Annotated in this window: 14 protein-coding genes; 9 read left to right on the top strand and 5 right to left on the bottom strand. The window is 71.4% G+C overall.

The genetic code is table 11. The features are described 5' to 3' along the window. Positions 1–56 precede the first annotated feature (56 nt). Genes ABD256_RS12360 through ABD256_RS12350 form a run of 3 tightly spaced genes read left to right on the top strand, consistent with a single transcriptional unit; the run spans position 57 to position 3,551 of the window. The gene (locus ABD256_RS12360) at positions 57–1,655 is read left to right on the top strand and encodes a (2,3-dihydroxybenzoyl)adenylate synthase (protein WP_344416967.1); all 1,599 of its coding nucleotides are present in this window, start codon (positions 57–59) and stop codon (positions 1,653–1,655) included. A 7-nt stretch (positions 1,656–1,662) separates the two neighbouring features. Then, entirely contained in the window at positions 1,663–2,160 is a 498-nt protein-coding gene (locus tag ABD256_RS12355; RefSeq protein WP_344416965.1) for a VOC family protein, read from the top strand. Further along, positions 2,157–3,551, top strand: a complete 1,395-nt coding sequence (locus ABD256_RS12350; protein ID WP_344416963.1) for an NAD(P)/FAD-dependent oxidoreductase — start codon at positions 2,157–2,159, stop codon at positions 3,549–3,551. Before ABD256_RS12355 ends, ABD256_RS12350 begins: the two co-directional genes overlap by 4 nt. A gap of 10 nt (positions 3,552–3,561) precedes the next feature. Here the strand turns inward: ABD256_RS12350 and ABD256_RS12345 are convergent, their stop codons facing one another. After that, on the bottom strand, positions 3,562–4,611 hold the full coding sequence (locus ABD256_RS12345) for an MBL fold metallo-hydrolase (RefSeq protein WP_344416961.1): 1,050 nt from the start codon (positions 4,609–4,611) through the stop codon (positions 3,562–3,564). A gap of 57 nt (positions 4,612–4,668) precedes the next feature. Here ABD256_RS12345 and ABD256_RS12340 point away from each other — a divergent pair, with 57 nt between their 5' ends. After that, positions 4,669–4,896 (top strand): acyl carrier protein, encoded by a 228-nt coding sequence (locus tag ABD256_RS12340; RefSeq protein ID WP_344416959.1) that lies wholly within the window; start codon positions 4,669–4,671, stop codon positions 4,894–4,896. Positions 4,897–4,903: 7 nt separating this feature from the next. Here the strand turns inward: ABD256_RS12340 and ABD256_RS12335 are convergent, their stop codons facing one another. Both ABD256_RS12335 and ABD256_RS12330 read right to left on the bottom strand, forming a co-directional pair. Continuing rightward, positions 4,904–5,920, bottom strand: coding sequence for an acyl-CoA dehydrogenase family protein (locus tag ABD256_RS12335; RefSeq protein WP_344416956.1), 1,017 nt, complete (start codon positions 5,918–5,920; stop codon positions 4,904–4,906). Then, on the bottom strand, positions 5,917–7,230 hold the full coding sequence (locus ABD256_RS12330) for a condensation domain-containing protein (protein ID WP_344416954.1): 1,314 nt from the start codon (positions 7,228–7,230) through the stop codon (positions 5,917–5,919). The genes ABD256_RS12335 and ABD256_RS12330 overlap by 4 nt, the downstream gene beginning before the upstream one ends. A 117-nt stretch (positions 7,231–7,347) precedes the next feature. Here ABD256_RS12330 and ABD256_RS12325 point away from each other — a divergent pair, with 117 nt between their 5' ends. The 4 genes from ABD256_RS12325 (at position 7,348) to ABD256_RS12310 (ending at position 14,101) form a co-directional block, all read left to right on the top strand. Continuing rightward, entirely contained in the window at positions 7,348–8,742 is a 1,395-nt protein-coding gene (locus ABD256_RS12325) for an NAD(P)/FAD-dependent oxidoreductase (protein WP_344416952.1), read from the top strand. A 120-nt stretch (positions 8,743–8,862) separates the two neighbouring features. Then, on the top strand, positions 8,863–9,285 hold the full coding sequence (locus ABD256_RS12320; RefSeq protein WP_344416950.1) for a VOC family protein: 423 nt from the start codon (positions 8,863–8,865) through the stop codon (positions 9,283–9,285). 146 nt (positions 9,286–9,431) lie between these two features. Beyond that, positions 9,432–10,238, top strand: coding sequence for an SDR family oxidoreductase (locus ABD256_RS12315; protein ID WP_344416948.1), 807 nt, complete (start codon positions 9,432–9,434; stop codon positions 10,236–10,238). 2 nt (positions 10,239–10,240) lie between these two features. Continuing rightward, complete coding sequence (locus ABD256_RS12310; RefSeq protein WP_344416946.1) at positions 10,241–14,101, top strand: non-ribosomal peptide synthetase; 3,861 nt, start codon at positions 10,241–10,243, stop codon at positions 14,099–14,101. Here the strand turns inward: ABD256_RS12310 and ABD256_RS12305 are convergent. Next, positions 14,088–15,104: a methyltransferase gene (locus tag ABD256_RS12305; RefSeq protein ID WP_344416944.1), complete on the bottom strand. Its 1,017-nt coding sequence runs from the start codon at positions 15,102–15,104 to the stop codon at positions 14,088–14,090. The two genes, ABD256_RS12310 and ABD256_RS12305, sit on opposite strands and share 14 nt — an antisense overlap. Positions 15,105–15,216: 112 nt before the next feature. Here ABD256_RS12305 and ABD256_RS12300 point away from each other — a divergent pair, with 112 nt between their 5' ends. Next, entirely contained in the window at positions 15,217–16,401 is a 1,185-nt protein-coding gene (locus ABD256_RS12300) for a cytochrome P450 (RefSeq protein WP_344416942.1), read from the top strand. Positions 16,402–16,413: 12 nt separating this feature from the next. Here the strand turns inward: ABD256_RS12300 and ABD256_RS12295 are convergent, their stop codons facing one another. Then, positions 16,414–17,244 carry an EamA family transporter gene (locus ABD256_RS12295; RefSeq protein ID WP_344416940.1) on the bottom strand — a complete coding sequence of 277 codons (831 nt, stop codon included), beginning with the start codon at positions 17,242–17,244 and terminating at the stop codon, positions 16,414–16,416. Between the last annotated feature and the right edge of the window lie 28 nt (positions 17,245–17,272).

The following is a 17,272-nucleotide window of genomic DNA, read 5'->3' as shown; positions in this document are numbered from 1 at the left end:
TTCACGCACGGCGGCCACCCTTGCGGAAAACCTAGATAGTCATTACGTTCTGCCGGGTGTTGACCGGGTGTGTGCCGTGGCCCGAAGACCTGGCCACGCGGTATCGGAACGCGGGCCACTGGCGTGGCGACGTGCTGAGCGACCTGCTGCGGGAACCCGCGGCGGGCGATCCGGCACGCACGGCGGTGGTGACCGGCGACGGCCGCTACTCCTACGGCGAGCTCGACGACCGCGCCGACCGGCTCGCCGCCGGGCTGGCCGATCTCGGCCTCGAACCGGGCGAACGGGTGGTGGTGGCCCTGCCCAACGACGTCGACTTCGTCGTGGTGTGCGTGGCGCTGTTCCGCCTCGGCGCCGTCCCGGTGCTCGGCCTGGTGGCGCACCGCCGCGCCGAACTGAGCTACCTCGTGCGGTCCAGCGGCGCGGTCGCACTGGTGGCACCGGATGCGCACCACGGGTTCGACCACCGCGCGCTGGCCGGCGAAGTCGCGGCCGAGTCGCCCACCCTGCGGCACGTGCTCATCGCCGGGAACGCGGGCGGGTTCACCGCGCTGGCCGACGTGACGGCGCCACCGCGGACGCTGCCGCCGCCGGAGCCGGACGAGGTCGCCTTCTTCCTGCTTTCCGGTGGTACGACGGGAAAGCCCAAGCTCATCCCCCGCACTCACGACGACTACTCCTACCAGCTTCGCGCCACGGCCGAGGCGATGCGCTTCGGCTCCGGGAGCACCTACCTCGCGGCGCTCCCGGCGGGGCACAACGCGGCACTGGGCTGTCCAGGGGTGCTCGGCGCGCTGCGGGCGGGTGGCACCGTGGTGCTCGCCGGGAGCCCCAGCCCGGACGAGGTCTTCCCCCTCATCGCGGCGGAGAAGCCGGGGCTGACGACCGTCATGCCCGCCGTGCTGAGCCTGTGGCTGGACACCGCGCCACTGTTCGATGTGGACACCAGCGGGCTGGTGATCGAGGTCGGGGGCGCGATGCTGCCGCCGGAGACCGCCGAACGGGTCCGCACGGAACTGGGCGCCACGCTCACGCACTGGTTCGGCATGGCGGAGGGCTTTCTCTCCTTCACCCGGCTCGACGACCCGGTGGAGCGCGCCGACACGAGCCAGGGCACCCCGATGTCGCCGGACGACGAGATCCGGATCGTGGACGACGAAGACCTGGCGGTGCCCGATGGCGAGACGGGCCAGCTCCTGGTGCGCGGCCCGTGCGTCCTGCGCGGCTACTACGACGTGCCATCGCACAACGCCGAGGTGTTCACCGCCGACGGGTTCCTCCGCACCGGCGACCTGGTGCGGCGCGCACCGGACGGCGCGATCACCGTGACCGGGCGCGTCAAGCACACCATCAACCGGGGCGGCGAAAAGATCTCCGGTGACGAGCTGGAAACCGAGCTGGCCGCCCATCCCGCGGTGCGGTCGGTGGCGGTGGTGCCGGTACCCGATCCGGCGTTCGGCGAAAAGACCTGCGCGGTCGTGGTTCCCGACGGGGATCCGCCGACGCTCGCCGGCCTCCGCGCCTTCCTCGCGGACCGCGGTGTCGCCGGGTTCAAGCACCCCGACCGGCTGCGCGTCGTCACGTCGCTGCCGTACACCGCCGTCGGCAAGGTCGACCGGCGGGCGCTGGCCGCCGACGCGACACCGGAGGGATGACCGGCCCATGCCGAAGCTGAACGGCGCGACCCACGTGAACCTGACCGTCCGGGACCTGGCACGGAGCAGCGACTGGTACTGCCGCGCGCTCGGGTTCACCCTGGTGCGCGAAGCGGAACCGGAAGAGTCCGGCTTCCGGTTCCACACCCTGTTGCACGAAAGTTCGCTCGCCTCGATCGTGCTCGGCGCGGCGCGGAACCCGGCCACCGAACCGTTCGACGAGCACCGCGTCGGGCTGCACCACCTCGGCTACCACGTGCCCGCGCGCGCCGATCTCGACGAGTGGGCCGGGCACCTCGACGGCGCCGGGGTGGCGCATTCCGGGGTCAAGGAGCTGTTCCTCGAAGCGGGCTACGGGATCTGGCTTCGCGACCCGGACAACATCTGGCTCGAGTTCTACTGGGTCAACGCCGAGTTCTTCATGAACCAGATGCGCCAGCGATGGCGTGCCACCAAGCGGACCAAGGTCGCCGAGGCACGGAAGGCACGGCAGTGGACGGAATGAGCACCACGCCCTATTGGCAGGAAACCCTGGCGCCCGTGGTCCCCGGCCCCCCGCTCGACGGCGACGTCACCTGCGACGTGTGCATCGTCGGCGGCGGCGGCACCGGGCTGTGGACGGCGCACGCGCTCAAGGAAGCGGAGCCGTCGATGGACGTGCGCATCCTCGAAGCCGGGACGGTGGGACTCGGCGCCTCGGTGCACGGCGGCGGTTTCGTCACGCTCGCCGGTGCCAAGGTGCTGCGGCGCCTGCTCTGGTACTACGGCACGACCAAGGCCGCCGGCGTCTACAAGGCGGTGGCGAAGTCGATGCTCGAAATCGGCCGTTTCTGCCGAAAGAACGGGATCGACGCGGAGTACGAGCGGACCGGGATACTCCAGGTCGTCACCGACACCAAGCAGCTCGCCCGCCTCCAGTTGCAGGTCGACCGCGCCAGGAAGCTCGGCATGGACGGCTCGATGACCGTCTACGACGCCGAGGAGGCGAGGGAGCGGATCGGCTCGCCCACCGTGCTCGGCGGGATGACCGCCTTCGGCGCGGTGGTCAACCCGCACAAGCTGGTGCAGGGCCTGGCCGGGGTGGTCAGGGCGCAGGGCGCGGTCATCCACGAGCAGACGCCCGCGCTCGACGTCCGCAAGATCGACGGCAAGTTCCAGGTCAGCACCCCGCACGGGGTGGTCACCGCGCGGGAGGTGGTGCTGGCCACGAACGCCTGGCAGCACACCTTTTCCGAGATGACCGACCGCGTCATGCCGGTCTGGAACCACCTGCTGGTCAGCGAACCGCTGACCGGCGAACAGCTCGCCAGGGTGCCGTGGCCCGGCCGCGAGCCGGTGTCGAACATGCGGTCGTTCTTCTTCACCACCCGGCTCACCCAGGACAACCGCGTCATCTGGACCGGCGGGCGGTGGCACTACCGCCCCGGCCGGGACATGGCACCGGAGAACGCGCGAAACCCCGAGGCCTACCGCGAACTGCGCACCGCGTTCGACGCGTTCTTCCCCGCCTGGCACGACGTGCGGATGAGTCACGCGAACGGCGCCTGCATCGGCTGGAGCCACAGCTTCATCCCGCAGTTCGGCCGCACCAGCTCCGGGCTGCTCTATGGGCACGGGTACACCGGTGCCGGCCTCGCGGCGAGCCACGCGGGCGGGCGGATCCTGCGCGACCTGATCCTGCACCGCGCGTCGGAGTACACCGAACTCGCCTACGTCACGGTGAACCAGCCGAAGTTCATGCCGGGGAAGTTCGGGGACCGCGGCGCGGACTTCTTCGTGTGGCGCCAGCGAACCGGCGACCGGATCCCGCTGCTGCTGCCCCACCGCGCGGCACTGTCGAGCCGGTCGTTCTTCAACCGCCACCGCCGGGGCCCCGCCGAGCGGGCGGGGTCCTGACGGTGGCGGCTCAGTTCGTGGGCTTCGCGGGCTCCTCGGCACAGACGTGATCGACCGGTTCGGCGGATCCGCCGAGGACGTGGCTGCCGCCGACCGCCAGCCCGAGGAACCGCTCCGGCGGCTGCTTCGCCTTCCGCCAAGCGCGCCGCGCGTCGTGCAGCGGCGACAGCAGCGGTTCGGCCGACTGCATGAACGTTCCCCAGTGGATCGGCAGGAAGTGCGCGGCGCCGAGATCGACGCACGCCCGCACCGACTCCGCAGGGTCCATATGCGACTGCCGCATGAACCACCGCGGCAGGAAGGCGCCGACCGGCAGCATCGCCAGGTCGATACCGGGGCAGCGCGCACCGATCTCGGTGAAGACCGGGCCGTAAGCGGAGTCCCCGCCGAAGAACACCGTGCCGCCCGGCTCGCCGGTGGACAGCACCCAGCCGCCCCAGAGGCTCCGGTTGGTGTCGAACAGCGTCCGGCGGCTCCAGTGGTGGGTCGGGGTGAAGGTGAACCGCGTCCGGCCGAGTTCGAGCGACTCCCACCAGTCGAACTCCGCCACGTCGCGGAAACCGAGGCGGCGGAACCACCAGCCGAGCCCGCCCGGCACCAGCAGCGTGGTGCTGCGCGGCAGCCGCCGGATGGTGGGGGCGTCCAGGTGGTCGAAGTGGTTGTGGCTGATCACCACCGCGTCGACCGGCGGCAGGTCCTCGAAGGCGACGCCCGGCCGGGTCAGCCGCGGGCTCAGGCCGGGGATCCTGCGGGAGAACACCGGGTCGGTCAGCACGACCAGCCCGCCGATCCGCAGCACGCAGGTGGAGTGCCCGACCCAGGTGACCGACACCTCGCCCGATCCGGCCGCAGGCACGCGCGCACCCGCCTCGGTGGGGATGAGATCGGGGCAGTGCCGGTCCGGCGCCCTGGTGCCCAGTTCCCGCCACAGCCGCCGAACCTCCGCGTTGGTCGGCACGCCGCTCGTCAACCGGTCCGCGAAGCTGGCTGGCCACACCCTCGCCTCGGCGGGCTTGCGGACGCGCTCGAACACTCGATACAACGATCTCGGGTAGCGCATCACGTATCCTCATTCGCTTTTTCGATGAACTGTCCGGCCGGAGCAACGGGAGGAAGCATGGAAACCCAGCGCAAGATGATCGACGTGTGGTCGGAGGTGTTCAAGAAGCCGGTGACCGCGGAGACCGACTTCTTCGACGATCTGGAGGGCGACTCGATGACCGCGGCCGCCGTCGCCCACTGGGCCGGGATCGAGTTCGGGGTCACCGTGCCGATCGAAGAGGTCTTCGAACGCCCGACACCAGCGGAACTCACCGCGTACGTCGACGAACTGCTCGCGGGCTGACGAACGCTCACCGGCGCTGCAGCGTGCCGAGCAGCTCGTCCTTGATCGCCTTCCTGCTGCCGAACACCAGCAGGAAGGCGGCCTCGCGGACGAGCCGCTGGGCGTGGCGATCGCGGTAGAGCGACGAACTGCCGGTGGCCACGGTGAGCGCCCCCGCCGCGCGGTAGGCGAGTTCGGCGGCGGCCGCCCTCGCCGCGGGCACCTCCTCCGGCGGGGCCTCGTCGAGATCGCGGCGCCGCGCGTCCAGTTCCGCGTCGAGCGGGCTCTCCCCGATCAGGCGGCAGCACCGAGCCGTGATGCCGAGCGCGAAGGACCCGTTGAAGCGCAGGGTCGCCGGATCGCGCTCGCGCCATGCCTCCAGCGGTACGAGCCCGGTGACCCGCTCCTCCGGCACGAAGTGGCGGTCGAAGGTGGCGGTGACGGTGCGGCTGGCGTTGACCGCGGCGAGCTCGGCCCTGCGCACCCGCAGCGTCGCCGACTCCTTCGCGTCCAGCAACGCCCACACCAGCATGTCGTCGGCGTCCCTCGCGGCGGTGAACAGCACGTCGGTCAGCCCCCAGCCGCTGATCCAGGGCACCTCGCCGTCGAAGGCGTAGCCGCCGTCGACCTTCTTCGCGGTTATCCCGGACGGTCCCGGCCGCACCGCCGCCGACATCGCCAGTGCCGAGCGCGTGGCGCCCGAGCAGAGCCGCGGCAGCCAGGTTTCCCTGATCCCCGGCCGTTCGCTGTGCGTGGCGGCCATGACCGCGTTGTGGTGCTGCGCCCAGACGAACGCCGTGGTCAGGCACGCGCCCGCGAGTACCTCGACGATCCGGAAGGCGTCGGTCATCTCCTCGACCGCCAGCGAGGACAGCTCCGCGGGTCCTGCGATGCCGTAGAACCCTTCGTCGGCAAGCAGGTTCAGATGGCTGGCGGGCACGCTGTCGGCCTGGTCGACTTCGAGCGCCGCCGGGTGGAACACCTCCTCGGCCAGTTCCCCGGCGCGCCGGACTGCCTTGCTCGGTGTTTCGCTGGTCGTGTTCACGTGGTCCTCCGTTGGGGTGCGAGCAGGTCACCGGCGGGGCGGTCGGGATCGGCCGCGAGCGCGTCGGCCACCGCGACGTAGCCTGCGACGAACCGGGCGGCCCAGTCGGCGTCGAAGCGCTGCCGGTCGCACAGCAGCAGCGCGATCAGCCGGTCCTCGTGCGGTGCCACGACGAATTCGAACGCGAACCGCCGCCGTTCCAGCATGCCTTCCATGTCGTCGATCTCGGCACCGGACAGATCCTCCCGCGCCTTCAGGCTGCCGACGAGCTGGAACGTGATGTCGTCGGCGCGGCCGGTGCGGCTGGAGATCGTGCCCGGTGGCAGCAGCTGGTAGGGCAGTTCCTGGTGCCGCAACGCCGCCAGCACCGTCTTCCTGGTGGCGCGCACCAGTTCGCGGGCCGGCGAGTCCCGGTCGAGATCGGTGCGCAGCAGCAGCATGGTGACGAAGAAGCCGACCGAATCGGCGACCTGCGGGCTCCCCCGGTTCGCGAACAGCGAGGCGACGGTGATGTCCCGTTGCCGCGTCTCGTCGTGCAACAGCAGGGAAAACACCGACAGCAGCACGGGGAACAAGGTCGTCCGCTCCCGACGGGCGAGATCGCGCAACGCACGCGTGGTCTCCGGCCCGATCGGCAGCTCGACCGACACCCACGGCTGTTCGCCCTCACCCGGCGCGCTCGCTCGCTCGGGAAGCTCGGGTATCCGCGCGCCGTCGAGCTGGTGCCGCCAGTACTCGGTCAGCTCCCGCAATCCCGCGCCGCTGAGCCGTTCGCGCTGCCATTCGGACCATTCCGCGTACTGCCAGCCCACCGCGGGCAGGCCGTCGTCCGCGCCCGCCAGCTCGGCGGCGTACAGGCGCCGCAGATCTCGCGAGAGCAGGCCGTTGGACCAGTCGTCGGTGACGAAGTGGTGCATGGTCAGCACGAACAGGTGCGTGGCAGGCGCGATCCTGATCAGCAGCGGCCGGATCGGGCTGGTGGCCGCGTCGATCGTCCGGCGCATTTCCTCGCTCACGCGCTCGCGGGCCGCCGTGTCGGGATCGGCGTGGCCGGTGACATCGGCTTCGGCGAGCGCGACCGGCGACGGCTCGTGCACGACCTGGCGAAGCCTGCGGCCGTTGCCGACGAAGGCGGTGCGCAGCGCGGCGTGCCGCGCCACGAGCTTGGTCAGCGCGACGCGGAGCGCGCCGGCGTCGAGCTGCCCTTCGATCCGCCAGAGGACCTGCTCGTTGAGCGCGCTCTCCTCGCCGAGGTAGTGGTCCATCAAGGACAGCAGGCGTTGCCCGACGGAGACCGGAAGCTCGACCACGTCGGCCAGGATAGCCGACCCCGGCCCCACCGAGAAGAGTATCTTGTTTCCGCTATTTTACCGCTGGATCGGCGCAGCCTGTTGACTCGGCTTCCGCGATGACGTCGAATGAAACCCGTGTCAGCACCCGACGTCACCGCCCCCGCCGATCGTGCCGGGCTCGGCTTCTGGCTCGCCGAGCAGTCCGACGAAGACCTCACCCCCGGTGCGCCGCTCGACGGCGACACGCACGCGGACGTCGTCATCGTCGGCGGCGGCTACACCGGGCTGTGGATCGCCTACTACCTCACCGAATTCGCCCCGCAGACGAAGATCGTGGTGCTCGAGGCCAAGCAGGCGGGCTTCGGCGCCTCCGGCCGCAACGGCGGCTGGTGCACGGCCGAGATGCCGAGCCTGCTGACCACCCTCGTCGGCACGCACGGCCCGATGGCCGCGATGCGGATGTACCGCGCGGCGCGCGCGACGCTCGACGAAATCGAGCGCGTGCTCGAATCCGAGCAGCTCGACGCCGGCTGGCGGCGCGACGGCTCGTTGTACGTGGCGCGCACGAAACCCCAGCTCGACCGGTTGCGGGCCTGGCGGGACGGGCGGGCGCAGCTCGGGATCACCGACTTCCGCCTGCTGGACCCCGATGAGGCGGCGAACTCGATAGCGGTGCGCGACGCCACCGGCATCGGCTTCACCCCGCACTGCGCGGCGGTGCACCCGGCGCGGCTGGGACTCGGGCTCGCGCAAGCGGTTCGCGGGCGCGGGGTGACCATTGCCGAGGGCACCGCGGCGACCGCGGTGCGGGAGCGCGCGGTCGTCACCGAGCACGGCACCGTGTACGCCAAGGCGGTGCTGCTGGCCACCGAGGGGTACACCGGCGGGCTCGCCGGGCGCGGGCGCGCCATCGTGCCGCTGCGCTCGCACGCGATCGCCACCGCGCCGCTCGGCGCGGCAGCGTTCGAGCGGCTGCGCTGGCGCGGCGCGCCGACGGTCACCGATTCGCGATACCAGTTCTGCTATCTCAACCGCACGCCCGACGACCGGATCGTGATCGGCGGCCGCGGTGTCGGCTACCTTCTCGGCTCACGGCTGCGGGCGCGACCGGCGGCGGAGCGCGCGGTGCACGCCAGGCTGCTGGCCACGCTCACCGATCTCTTCGACGGAATCGGCGACGTGCGGGTGACGCACGGCTGGAGCGGGCTGTACGGGCTCCAGCGCGATTCCGAGCCCAGCGTCGTCTTCGACAAGGAGACCGGGCACGGCTACGCGGGCGGCTACGGCGGCGAGGGCATCGTGCTGAGCAATCTGGCGGGCCGGACGATGGCCGCACTGGTCACCGGCACCCGCCGCCCGGAAACGAAGCTGTGCTGGAACGGCCGCACCCCGAGCAGGTGGGAGCCGGAGCCGGTGCGGTACGCGGGCATTCGCGGAATCGCCACGCTGGCGACGATGGCCGACCTTTTCGAGGATCGCACCAACCGCACCGCGCCCTTGGCACAGGTCATCATGAAATCCGTGGTCTGACGCCGGATGCCCTGTTCCCGAAACCAAGATCGAATACCGGGCGCGGCAAGCGGAGCACGGGAAGTCGCGTAGGCTACGCGGTGCTCGAACCCATTACCGAATACCGCCGGAGGGCAATCAATGAGCGATTCCACCGACTCCCCCGTGATCAGCCCGTATCTGTGCTACGCAGACGGCATGAAGGCGATCGACTGGCTGGAGAAGGCCTTCGGCTTCGTCCGCATCGCCGCCTACGCGAACGACGAGGGCGAGCTGATGCACGGTGAGCTCAAGGCGGGCAACGGCGGCCTGGTCATGATGAGCGGCCGCAACGAGAAGCTCCAGCTCAACGACCCGGCCTCGCTCGGCGCGAGCACGTTCGGCACCTTCGTCCGGCTCGACTCCTCGGCCGAGGTCGACGCGGTGCACAAGACCGCCGTCGAAAACGGCGCGAAGATCGTCTTCGAGCTGAAGCACCAGGACCACGGCTCGTACGAGTTCACCTGCATCGACCCGCAGGGGCACGTCTGGACGCTCGGGACGTACAACCCGGACGTCGGCTGATCCGCGACCCGCTCCAAGGCCTGCCGTGGCACCGCCCGCGGCAGGTCTTTCTTGTATCAGTGGTTTTCTGAGGTCTCCCGAAGAAGCCAGATACGACGTATGGTGACGAGGTCAGCGCACCCTCCCACGGCCACCAGGGGGCTTTCGTGTCCGACCTGTTCTCCGTACTCGACAAGACCGTGCTCGTCACCGGCGGCACGCACGGCATCGGCCGCGCGATCGCGGGCGGCCTGGTAGCGGCGGGGGCGCGGGTGTACGTCAACTCGCGTTCCGCCGGCGAGTGCGCCTCGGTCGCCGAAGAGCTGTCCGCCAAGGGGTTCTGCGTCGGGCTGCCCGCGGACATCGCGACCGAGGACGGGTGCGTCCAGCTCGCCGCCGATCTCACCGCGCGCGAGCCCGCCCTGAACGTCCTCGTCAACAACGCGGGCAGCGCGTGGGCGGCGCCGGTCGGCGAGTTCCCCGCCGAGGCGTGGGACTCGGTCCTCGCCGTCTCTCTGCGCGCCCCGATGCTGCTGACCAGGGAGCTGGTACCCGCGCTCACCGCGGCGGGAACACCGGAGGACCCGGCGCGGATCGTCAACATCGGCTCGGCGGACGCGTTGCGGGTCCCCGAGTTCCCGACCTACTCCGCCGCGGCCAGCAAGGCCGCGATCCACCACATCACCAGGATGGTGGCGCAGGAGCTGGCGCCGTCGGTGACCGCGAACGTGATCGCCCCCGGCACCTTCCCGTCCAGGATGACCGCCGACGCGCTGGCTGCCTTCGGTGACGAAATCGCCGCCTGCACCCCGTTGCGCCGCATCGGCCGCGAAGACGACCTCGTCGGCGCCGTGCAGTTCCTCTGCAGCCGCGCGGGTTCCTACGTCACCGGTGCCGTGCTGCCGGTCGACGGCGGCCTCGCCACCTGCCGGCTCGGTTTCGTGCCGCCGGAGTACGCCGACACCGAGGGCTGATCGTGTCGACCAAGGCTTCCGATCTCCAGCTCGCCTACCTCTACGGCGAACTGGGCGACTTCGTCCTGGGCGGTCCCGCGCTGACCGCCGAGGAGTACTCCTGCGCGCCGTTCGACACCGGCACCTTCCGCGCCGCCCTCGCCACGATGATGAGCAGGCACGAGATGCTGCGCGCCGCGTTCGACGCCGACGGCCACCTGGAGATCCAGGGCGCGGAGCTGCCGGTGCCGCTGGAGGTGCGCGACCTCGCCGGACTCGCCGAGGCGGACCGCGAGCGGGTCTTGGACCGCAGCAGGCACGAGATGCGCACCGAAGGCCCGCCCCTGCGCGGCGCCGCGCCGTTCCGCTTCCGGGTGTTCGACCTCGGCCAGGAGTACCGGGTCCACCTCCAGTTCCGCCTGCTGTGCATGGACGGGCTGTCCGGCGAGATCTTCGCCAAGGAACTGCGCGAGATCCTCGACAGCGACGGGAACCTGCCGCCGATCGGCTACAGCTTCCCGCGCTACCTCGAAGAGCAGGGCGGCGACGGTACCGCGCTCGCCGCCGCGCGCGAGTACTGGCTGGCCAGGCTCGGCAGCCTCCCGCCAGCGCCGAACCTGCCGGCGGTGGCCAACCCGGACGCCGTGACCGAACTGCACCGGCGGACCCGGCGGCTCACACCACCGGTGTGGGACGCGCTCGCCAAGCGGACGCGCGAAAACCGGCTCACCCCGACGGTCGCGGTGTTCGCGGCGTTCGCCGACGTCCTGCGGTACTGGTCGCGGGATCCCTCGTTCACCGTCAACATGCTGCACGGCGACCGGCCGCCGGTGCACCAGGACATCGGCAAGGTGCTCGGCAACTTCAGCAGCACGGTTCTGGTGGCGTGCGCGAAACCCGCGCAGGGCCGGACGTTCCGGGATCGTGCCCGCGCGCTGCGGCGGCAGCTCTTCGCCGATCTCCGGCACGGCGCCTACAGCGGGGTGTCGGTGATCCGCGAGCTGAACCGCCGCGAAGGCACCATCGACGCGGCGGTCATGCCGGTGGTGTTCACCAGCATGCTGGCCGTGGCGCCGGAGGAGAGCGGCGTGTTCCTCGAACTGCTCGGCTGGAAGCAGCTCGACGCCAGGATCCGCACCCCGCAGGTGGCGTTCGACCACCAGGTGTACGAGGCCGAGGGTGGCCTCGTCCTCCAGTGGGACACCGCGGACGAGCTGTACCCGCCAGGGGTGCTCGACGACATGTTCGACGCCTACGTCCGGCTGCTGACCTGGCTCGCCGAGGACGAAACAGCCTGGGAGCGCGGCACGTTCCCGTTGCTGCCCCCGAGCCAGGCCCGCGTGCGGGCCGCCGTCAACGACACCGCGGCTCCCGTCGAGCCGGACACGCTGCACGGGCCGTTCTTCCGGCAGGCCGCCCGCACCCCGGACGCGCCGGCCGTGCGGACCGGCTCCGGCGTCATCACCTACGGGGCGCTTGCGCGGCGTGCCATGGCGATCGCGGGCGCGCTGCGCCGACGTGGCACGACCGCGGGCGAAACCGTTGGCGTACGGGTGGAACGCGGGGGCGAACAGATCGCCGCGCTCCTCGGGGTGCTCGCGGCCGGAGCCGCCTACGTGCCGATTTCGCCCGGGTGGCCGGCCGCGCGCCAACGCGAAGTGGTGCGCAAGGCCGGCATCCGCACGGTGCTGGGTCCGGTGGGGGAAGATCTCGGCGACGCGAAGCCGCTCCCACTGTCCGAAGTGGATTCGATCCCGCTGGACGGCCCGGTCGCCGACGACCCCGAAGCACTCGCGTACGTCATCTTCACCTCGGGCACCACCGGATCGCCGAAGGGCGTGATGATCCGGCACCGCCGCGTCGCCAACACGATCGCCGACATCAACTCCCGGTTCGCCGTGACGGCCGCGGACCGCGTGCTCGCCGTATCCGACTACACCTTCGACCTGTCGGTGTACGACGTCTTCGGGCTGCTCGCGGTGGGTGGCACGGTCGTGGTCCCCGATCCGGGCCAGGCGAGGGAGGTCACCCACCTGCACCGGCTGGCCGCCTCGGCCGGGGTCACCGTCTGGAACAGCGTGCCGGCGTACCTGGCGATGCTCGCCGACTTCGCGCGCACCGCGAACCGGCCACCGCTGCCGAAGCTGCGGCTGGCGATGGTCAGCGGCGACTGGGCCCCGCTCACCATCGCGAAGGACCTCCGGGAACTGGCGCCTTCGGCGCGCTGCGTGAGCCTCGGCGGCGCGACCGAGGCGTCGATCTGGTCCAACTGCTGCGACGTCCCGGTGGACCCGCCGCCAGGGTGGGTGAGCGTGCCGTACGGGTTCCCGCTGCGCAACCAGCGCTACCACGTGCTCGACGGCGACCTGTGCGACCGGCCGGCGTGGGTCGCGGGTGACCTCTACATCGCCGGTGACGGGCTCGCCGACGGATACCTCTTCGACGAAGAGCTGACCGCGCGGGCGTTCCGCGCGCTGCCGTCGGGGGAACCGATCTACCGCACGGGCGACACCGGCCGCTACTGGCCGGACGGCACGCTCGAATTCCTCGGCAGGCAGGACCTCCAGGTCAAGGTGAACGGGTTCCGGGTCGAGCTGACCGAGATCGAAGCCAGGCTGCTGGAGCATCCCGCGGTCACCGACGCCGTCGTGGTGGCGCATCGCGGGCCGCGCGGCGTCACGCTGGTCGCGTTCGCGGCCGGGGACGGCCTCGCCGATGAGCTTGGCGACTGGGTGCGCGCCACGCTGCCGGACCATGCCGTACCCCGTGCCATCGAGCTGGTGGCCGCGCTCCCGTTGACCCGCAACGGAAAGGTCGACCGGGCGGCACTCGCCGCGCGCGCCGCCGACACGGTGTCCGGTGTGGACGCTCCGGATGGGCCAGCGCCCGAGAGCCCGGTGGAGCTGCGCCTGGCTCGCATCTGGGAACAGCTGCTCGGCGTCGTCGTTCGGGCGGCGAGCACGTCGTTCTTCGCACTGGGCGGCAATTCCCTCGACGCCGCGCGCCTGATGAACCGGATCGAGCGGGACTTCGGGGTGCGGTTGCCGCTCGCCACGCTGTTCCGGGCGAGCACGGTGCGCGAGCTCGCAGGCGCGGTCGAAGGGGCGACGGCGGGCAGGCCCGATCCGTCGTGCCTCCTGCCGCTGGCGGTCGGGAGCGGGCCGCCGCTGGTGCTGGTGCACCCGGTGGGTGGCGACGTGCTCTGCTACCGCGCGCTGGTCGACCGGCTGAGCGCGACGCATTCCGTGTACGGCCTCCGGTTGCCGCCGGGACCGCTGCCCGCGTCCTTGGCCGAGCTCGCCGGCCGGTATGCGGCGGAACTGGCGAACGCGTTGCCGGACAAGGACTTCCCGCTCGTCGGCTGGTCGCTCGGCGGGGTCGTCGGCCAGGAGGTGGCCGCGCGGCTCGGCGGCGGCAATCCGGTCGTGATGATCGACCCGTGGGTGTGCGCGGAACCGGACCGGCCGGTGCCCGACCGGGACCTGGTGGCGGCGTTCCTGACCAATCTCGGCGACGGCGCGGTGCCCGACCTGCCCGCCGCGGACGCCTACCCACGGGCGGCCGACCTGCTACGGGCCGCGATACCTGATGGCAGCGGCGTGCCCTTCGACGAACTGCTCGATCTGTTCCAGACGTTCTCGGCCATGACCCGCGCGCTGCTGGCCCACCGGCCGTCCGATGGCGCGCCGACGCCGTACGTCCTGGAAGCCGACGAGGGCCTGGCAGGACCGGCGGGCCGCTACCTGGCTCCGCTCCGCGAGGCGGGCTGGGCGGTGCCGGACGCGCGGTTCCGCAGCTATCGCGGCGATCACTTCACCGTCGTGTCACCCGAGGGCGCCGCGGAACTGGCCGAGGCCGTCCGCGCGGTGCTCACACCGGGCTGACTTCGATGATCGGGAGCATCGGGGTGCTGATCAACCGTTCCCAGCGAAGGCCCGCTCGCTGGAACAGCGCCTCGAGCTGCTCCTGACCGCGCGCACCGCCGCCGGCCATCGCGAGCAGGAGCAGGTCGTAGAGCCTGCCGGTGGGGAACTCGTCCATCGTCGGCCCCACGACCGGTTCGAGCACCAGCAGCCGGGAACCGGGGCCCATCGCCGCGCGCACGTTGCCGAGCAACCGGACGGCGTCGTCGTCTTCCCAGTGGTACAGCACGCGCTTGAGGAGGTACGTGTCCGCACCGGCGGGTACCGACTCCAGGAAGCTGCCCCCGACCGCTTCGGCCCGCTCGGACACCCCCGCGTCGGCGAACAGCTTCGCGGCGCCCGCCGCCACGTGCGGGAGGTCGTAGACCTTGCCGCGCAAGGACTTGAACCGCGCGAGGATACCGGCAAGGAAGGCGCCGTTGCCGCCGCCGACGTCGATCAGCGCCCCGAGCGACGCCCAGTCGTAGGCGGGCAGGATGCTGCGCAGCTCGAGCCGGGTCGCGGCCTGCTGGGAGGCGTCGAACCGGCCGCTCTCCTCCGGGTGCTCGGCGAGGTAGGTCCAGTAGTCCTGCCCGTGCGCCTCGTCGAAGGCCGCGCCGCCGGTGCGGATGCTGTGGTCGAAACGCGCCCATGCCGCGACGTCGCAGGCCAGCAGCGGGTAGGCGGCGCGAAGGGACAGCGGGTGATCGCTGCGCAGCGGTTCGGCGAGCGGCGTCAGCGCGAAGGTCTCCGGGGTGACCTCGGTGAAGATCCCCCTCGCGGCCAGTGCGCGCAGCGCCCGGCACAGCGAGGGCGCGTGCGCGCCGGTGGCCTCGGCGATTTCGGCGACCGGCCGCGGTCCCGCCACCAGCTCGTCGGCAACGCCCAGCTCGCCGACCACCCTGATGGTGAACGGCACGATGTAGTCCGCCAGCTCCGACAACCGCACTACCGACTGGAGATCGAGCCGTTGTCGACTGGTCACCGTCAACTCCCACCGTCCGCACGGGCACTGGGCACCAACGGTGTCAAAAGAGCCGGGCAAAAACAAGATACAAGTTCCCTTGAAGCAACCGAAGAACCTAGTATCTGTTCCTGTGGCCCAGCTCAACGCCCTGCTGTTCGGCAGCGAAGACGACCCGTACCCCCTCTACCGCGCCCTCCGCGAGGACGGGCCGCTGATCCGCGCCAGGTTCGGCGAGTGGCTGGTGCCCCGGCACGCGGACGTGTCGGCACTGCTGCGGGATCCGCGGCTGTCCAGCGAGTTCCCCGGCGAGTACGCCAGGCTGTCCCTGCCGGACAGCCCCGCCGTCGACTTCCTCGAGCGCATCATGCTGACCCGAAACCCGCCCGCGCACACCGGGTTGCGGCGCTACCTGAGCCAGGCGTTCGCCGAGCCGTCGGTGCGCCGCCTGCGCGAGTACGTCGCCGGGCACGCCGAGCGCCTGCTGGCGCCCGCGCTGGACGGGGAGCCCATCGACGTCGTCGAGGATCTCGGTGTCCCGCTGCCGGTACTGGTGATCTGCGCGCTGATCGGGGTGCCGGAACCGGACCAGCACGATGTCTGGACCAGGGTCGCCACGCTGAACCGCGCCTTCGACGTGCCCAACCGCACCGCCGCCGACATCGACGCGATGAACACCGGGCTGCCCTGGCTGCGCGAGTACGTGCAGGGGCTGCTCGACGAAGGCAGGGCCAGCGCCGACGGCAACCCGCTGTCCGGCATGCGCGCACGCGGCGAGGACCCCGAAACCCTGCGAGACGTCGACTTCGTGGACAACGTGCTGTTCGTGCTGCACGCCGGGGTGGAGACGAGCATGGGCCTGGTGTCCAACGGCTGTGCCGCGCTGCTGAGCCATCCTGGCCAACTGGCGCGGCTGCACGCCGAACCCGGCCTCGTCCACTCGGGAATCGAAGAGTTCCTTCGCTACGACGCGCCGATCCAGAGCACCACCCGGCTGGCGAAGGAGCCGATCGTGCTGGGCGGCCAGAAGGTGCGGCCGGGACGGGCGGTGCGGCTGCTGCTCGGCGCGGCCAACCGGGACGACGCCGTGTTCGAGCGGCCGGAGGAGCTCGACGTCACCCGCTCCCCCAACCCGCATCTCGGGTTCGGCGGCGGCCTGCACCACTGCCTCGGCTCGGCGCTGGCCAGGCTGGTCGGCACCACGGTGTTCGAGCGGATGGTCGCGCACTCCGGTTCCTGGGCCACCTCGGGCCAACCGGTCCGCAGGCAGCACGCGAACCTGCGTTCCTACGCCCGGCTGCCGCTGCTGCTCGGGTGACCGCACCCCGGGTCAGGTCTGGGACAACAAGACCACACCGACGACCGCCGTGGTCAGGCCGAGCCACTGCACCCCTCTGATCTGTTCCTTGATCATCACCCTGGCGAGAACCACCGTCGCCACCGGGTACAGCGCGACGATCGCCGCGCTGACGCTGAGCAGACCGGCACGGGAAGCCAGCAGGAAGAACAGGTTCGCCAGTGAGTCCAGGCACCCGGCGGCAGCGGCCAGCACGATCGGCGGGCGCCCGGAGCCGATCCGGCGGCGCATCGCCACCACCGCGCCGAGCAGGATCAGGCTGCTGACCGTGCGGCCGACTATCAAGGGTGCGACACCGCTGTCGTGCGGCGCCTGGTGCAGCATGATGAGCTGCAGCGCGATCGCGGCGCCCGCCAGGAACGCGACCACGACCGCCCGGCGGGAAACCACCGCGACCGCGAAATCCCGTTTGACGGTCACCAGCACGATGGCGCACACGGCGACCGGCAGTCCCGCGATCCCGGCCGCGGACAGGCGTTCCCCTGCCACGAGCCCGACCAGGACCGGGAGCGCCGCGGACACGACCGCGGTGATCGGGGCCATGATCGTCATCGGCCCGCTGGCCAGCGCGTAGTAGAACAGCGCGAACGCGAACGCGGACGCGATGCCCGAGACGGCGCCCCAGCCGAGTGAACCCGCGTTCCACCGCGCCCCCAGCAACGGCAGGAGCAGGACCTCGACCAGCAGGCTGGCCGGCGCGCTGATCGCGACCACCCGGAACACGTTCGCCTTGCGCGAAGCCGTACCGCCCAGGAAATCGGCGATGCCGTAGGCGCCCGCGCTGGCGACCGCCAGCAGGATCATGACCACGGAACGTCGACCCGTCCTTCCG

Origin of the sequence: Amycolatopsis minnesotensis (genome assembly GCF_039529815.1) — a bacterium.
Taxonomy (GTDB): Bacteria; Actinomycetota; Actinomycetes; order Mycobacteriales; family Pseudonocardiaceae; genus Amycolatopsis; species Amycolatopsis minnesotensis.
This window is presented reverse-complemented; position numbering and strand designations above follow the sequence as displayed.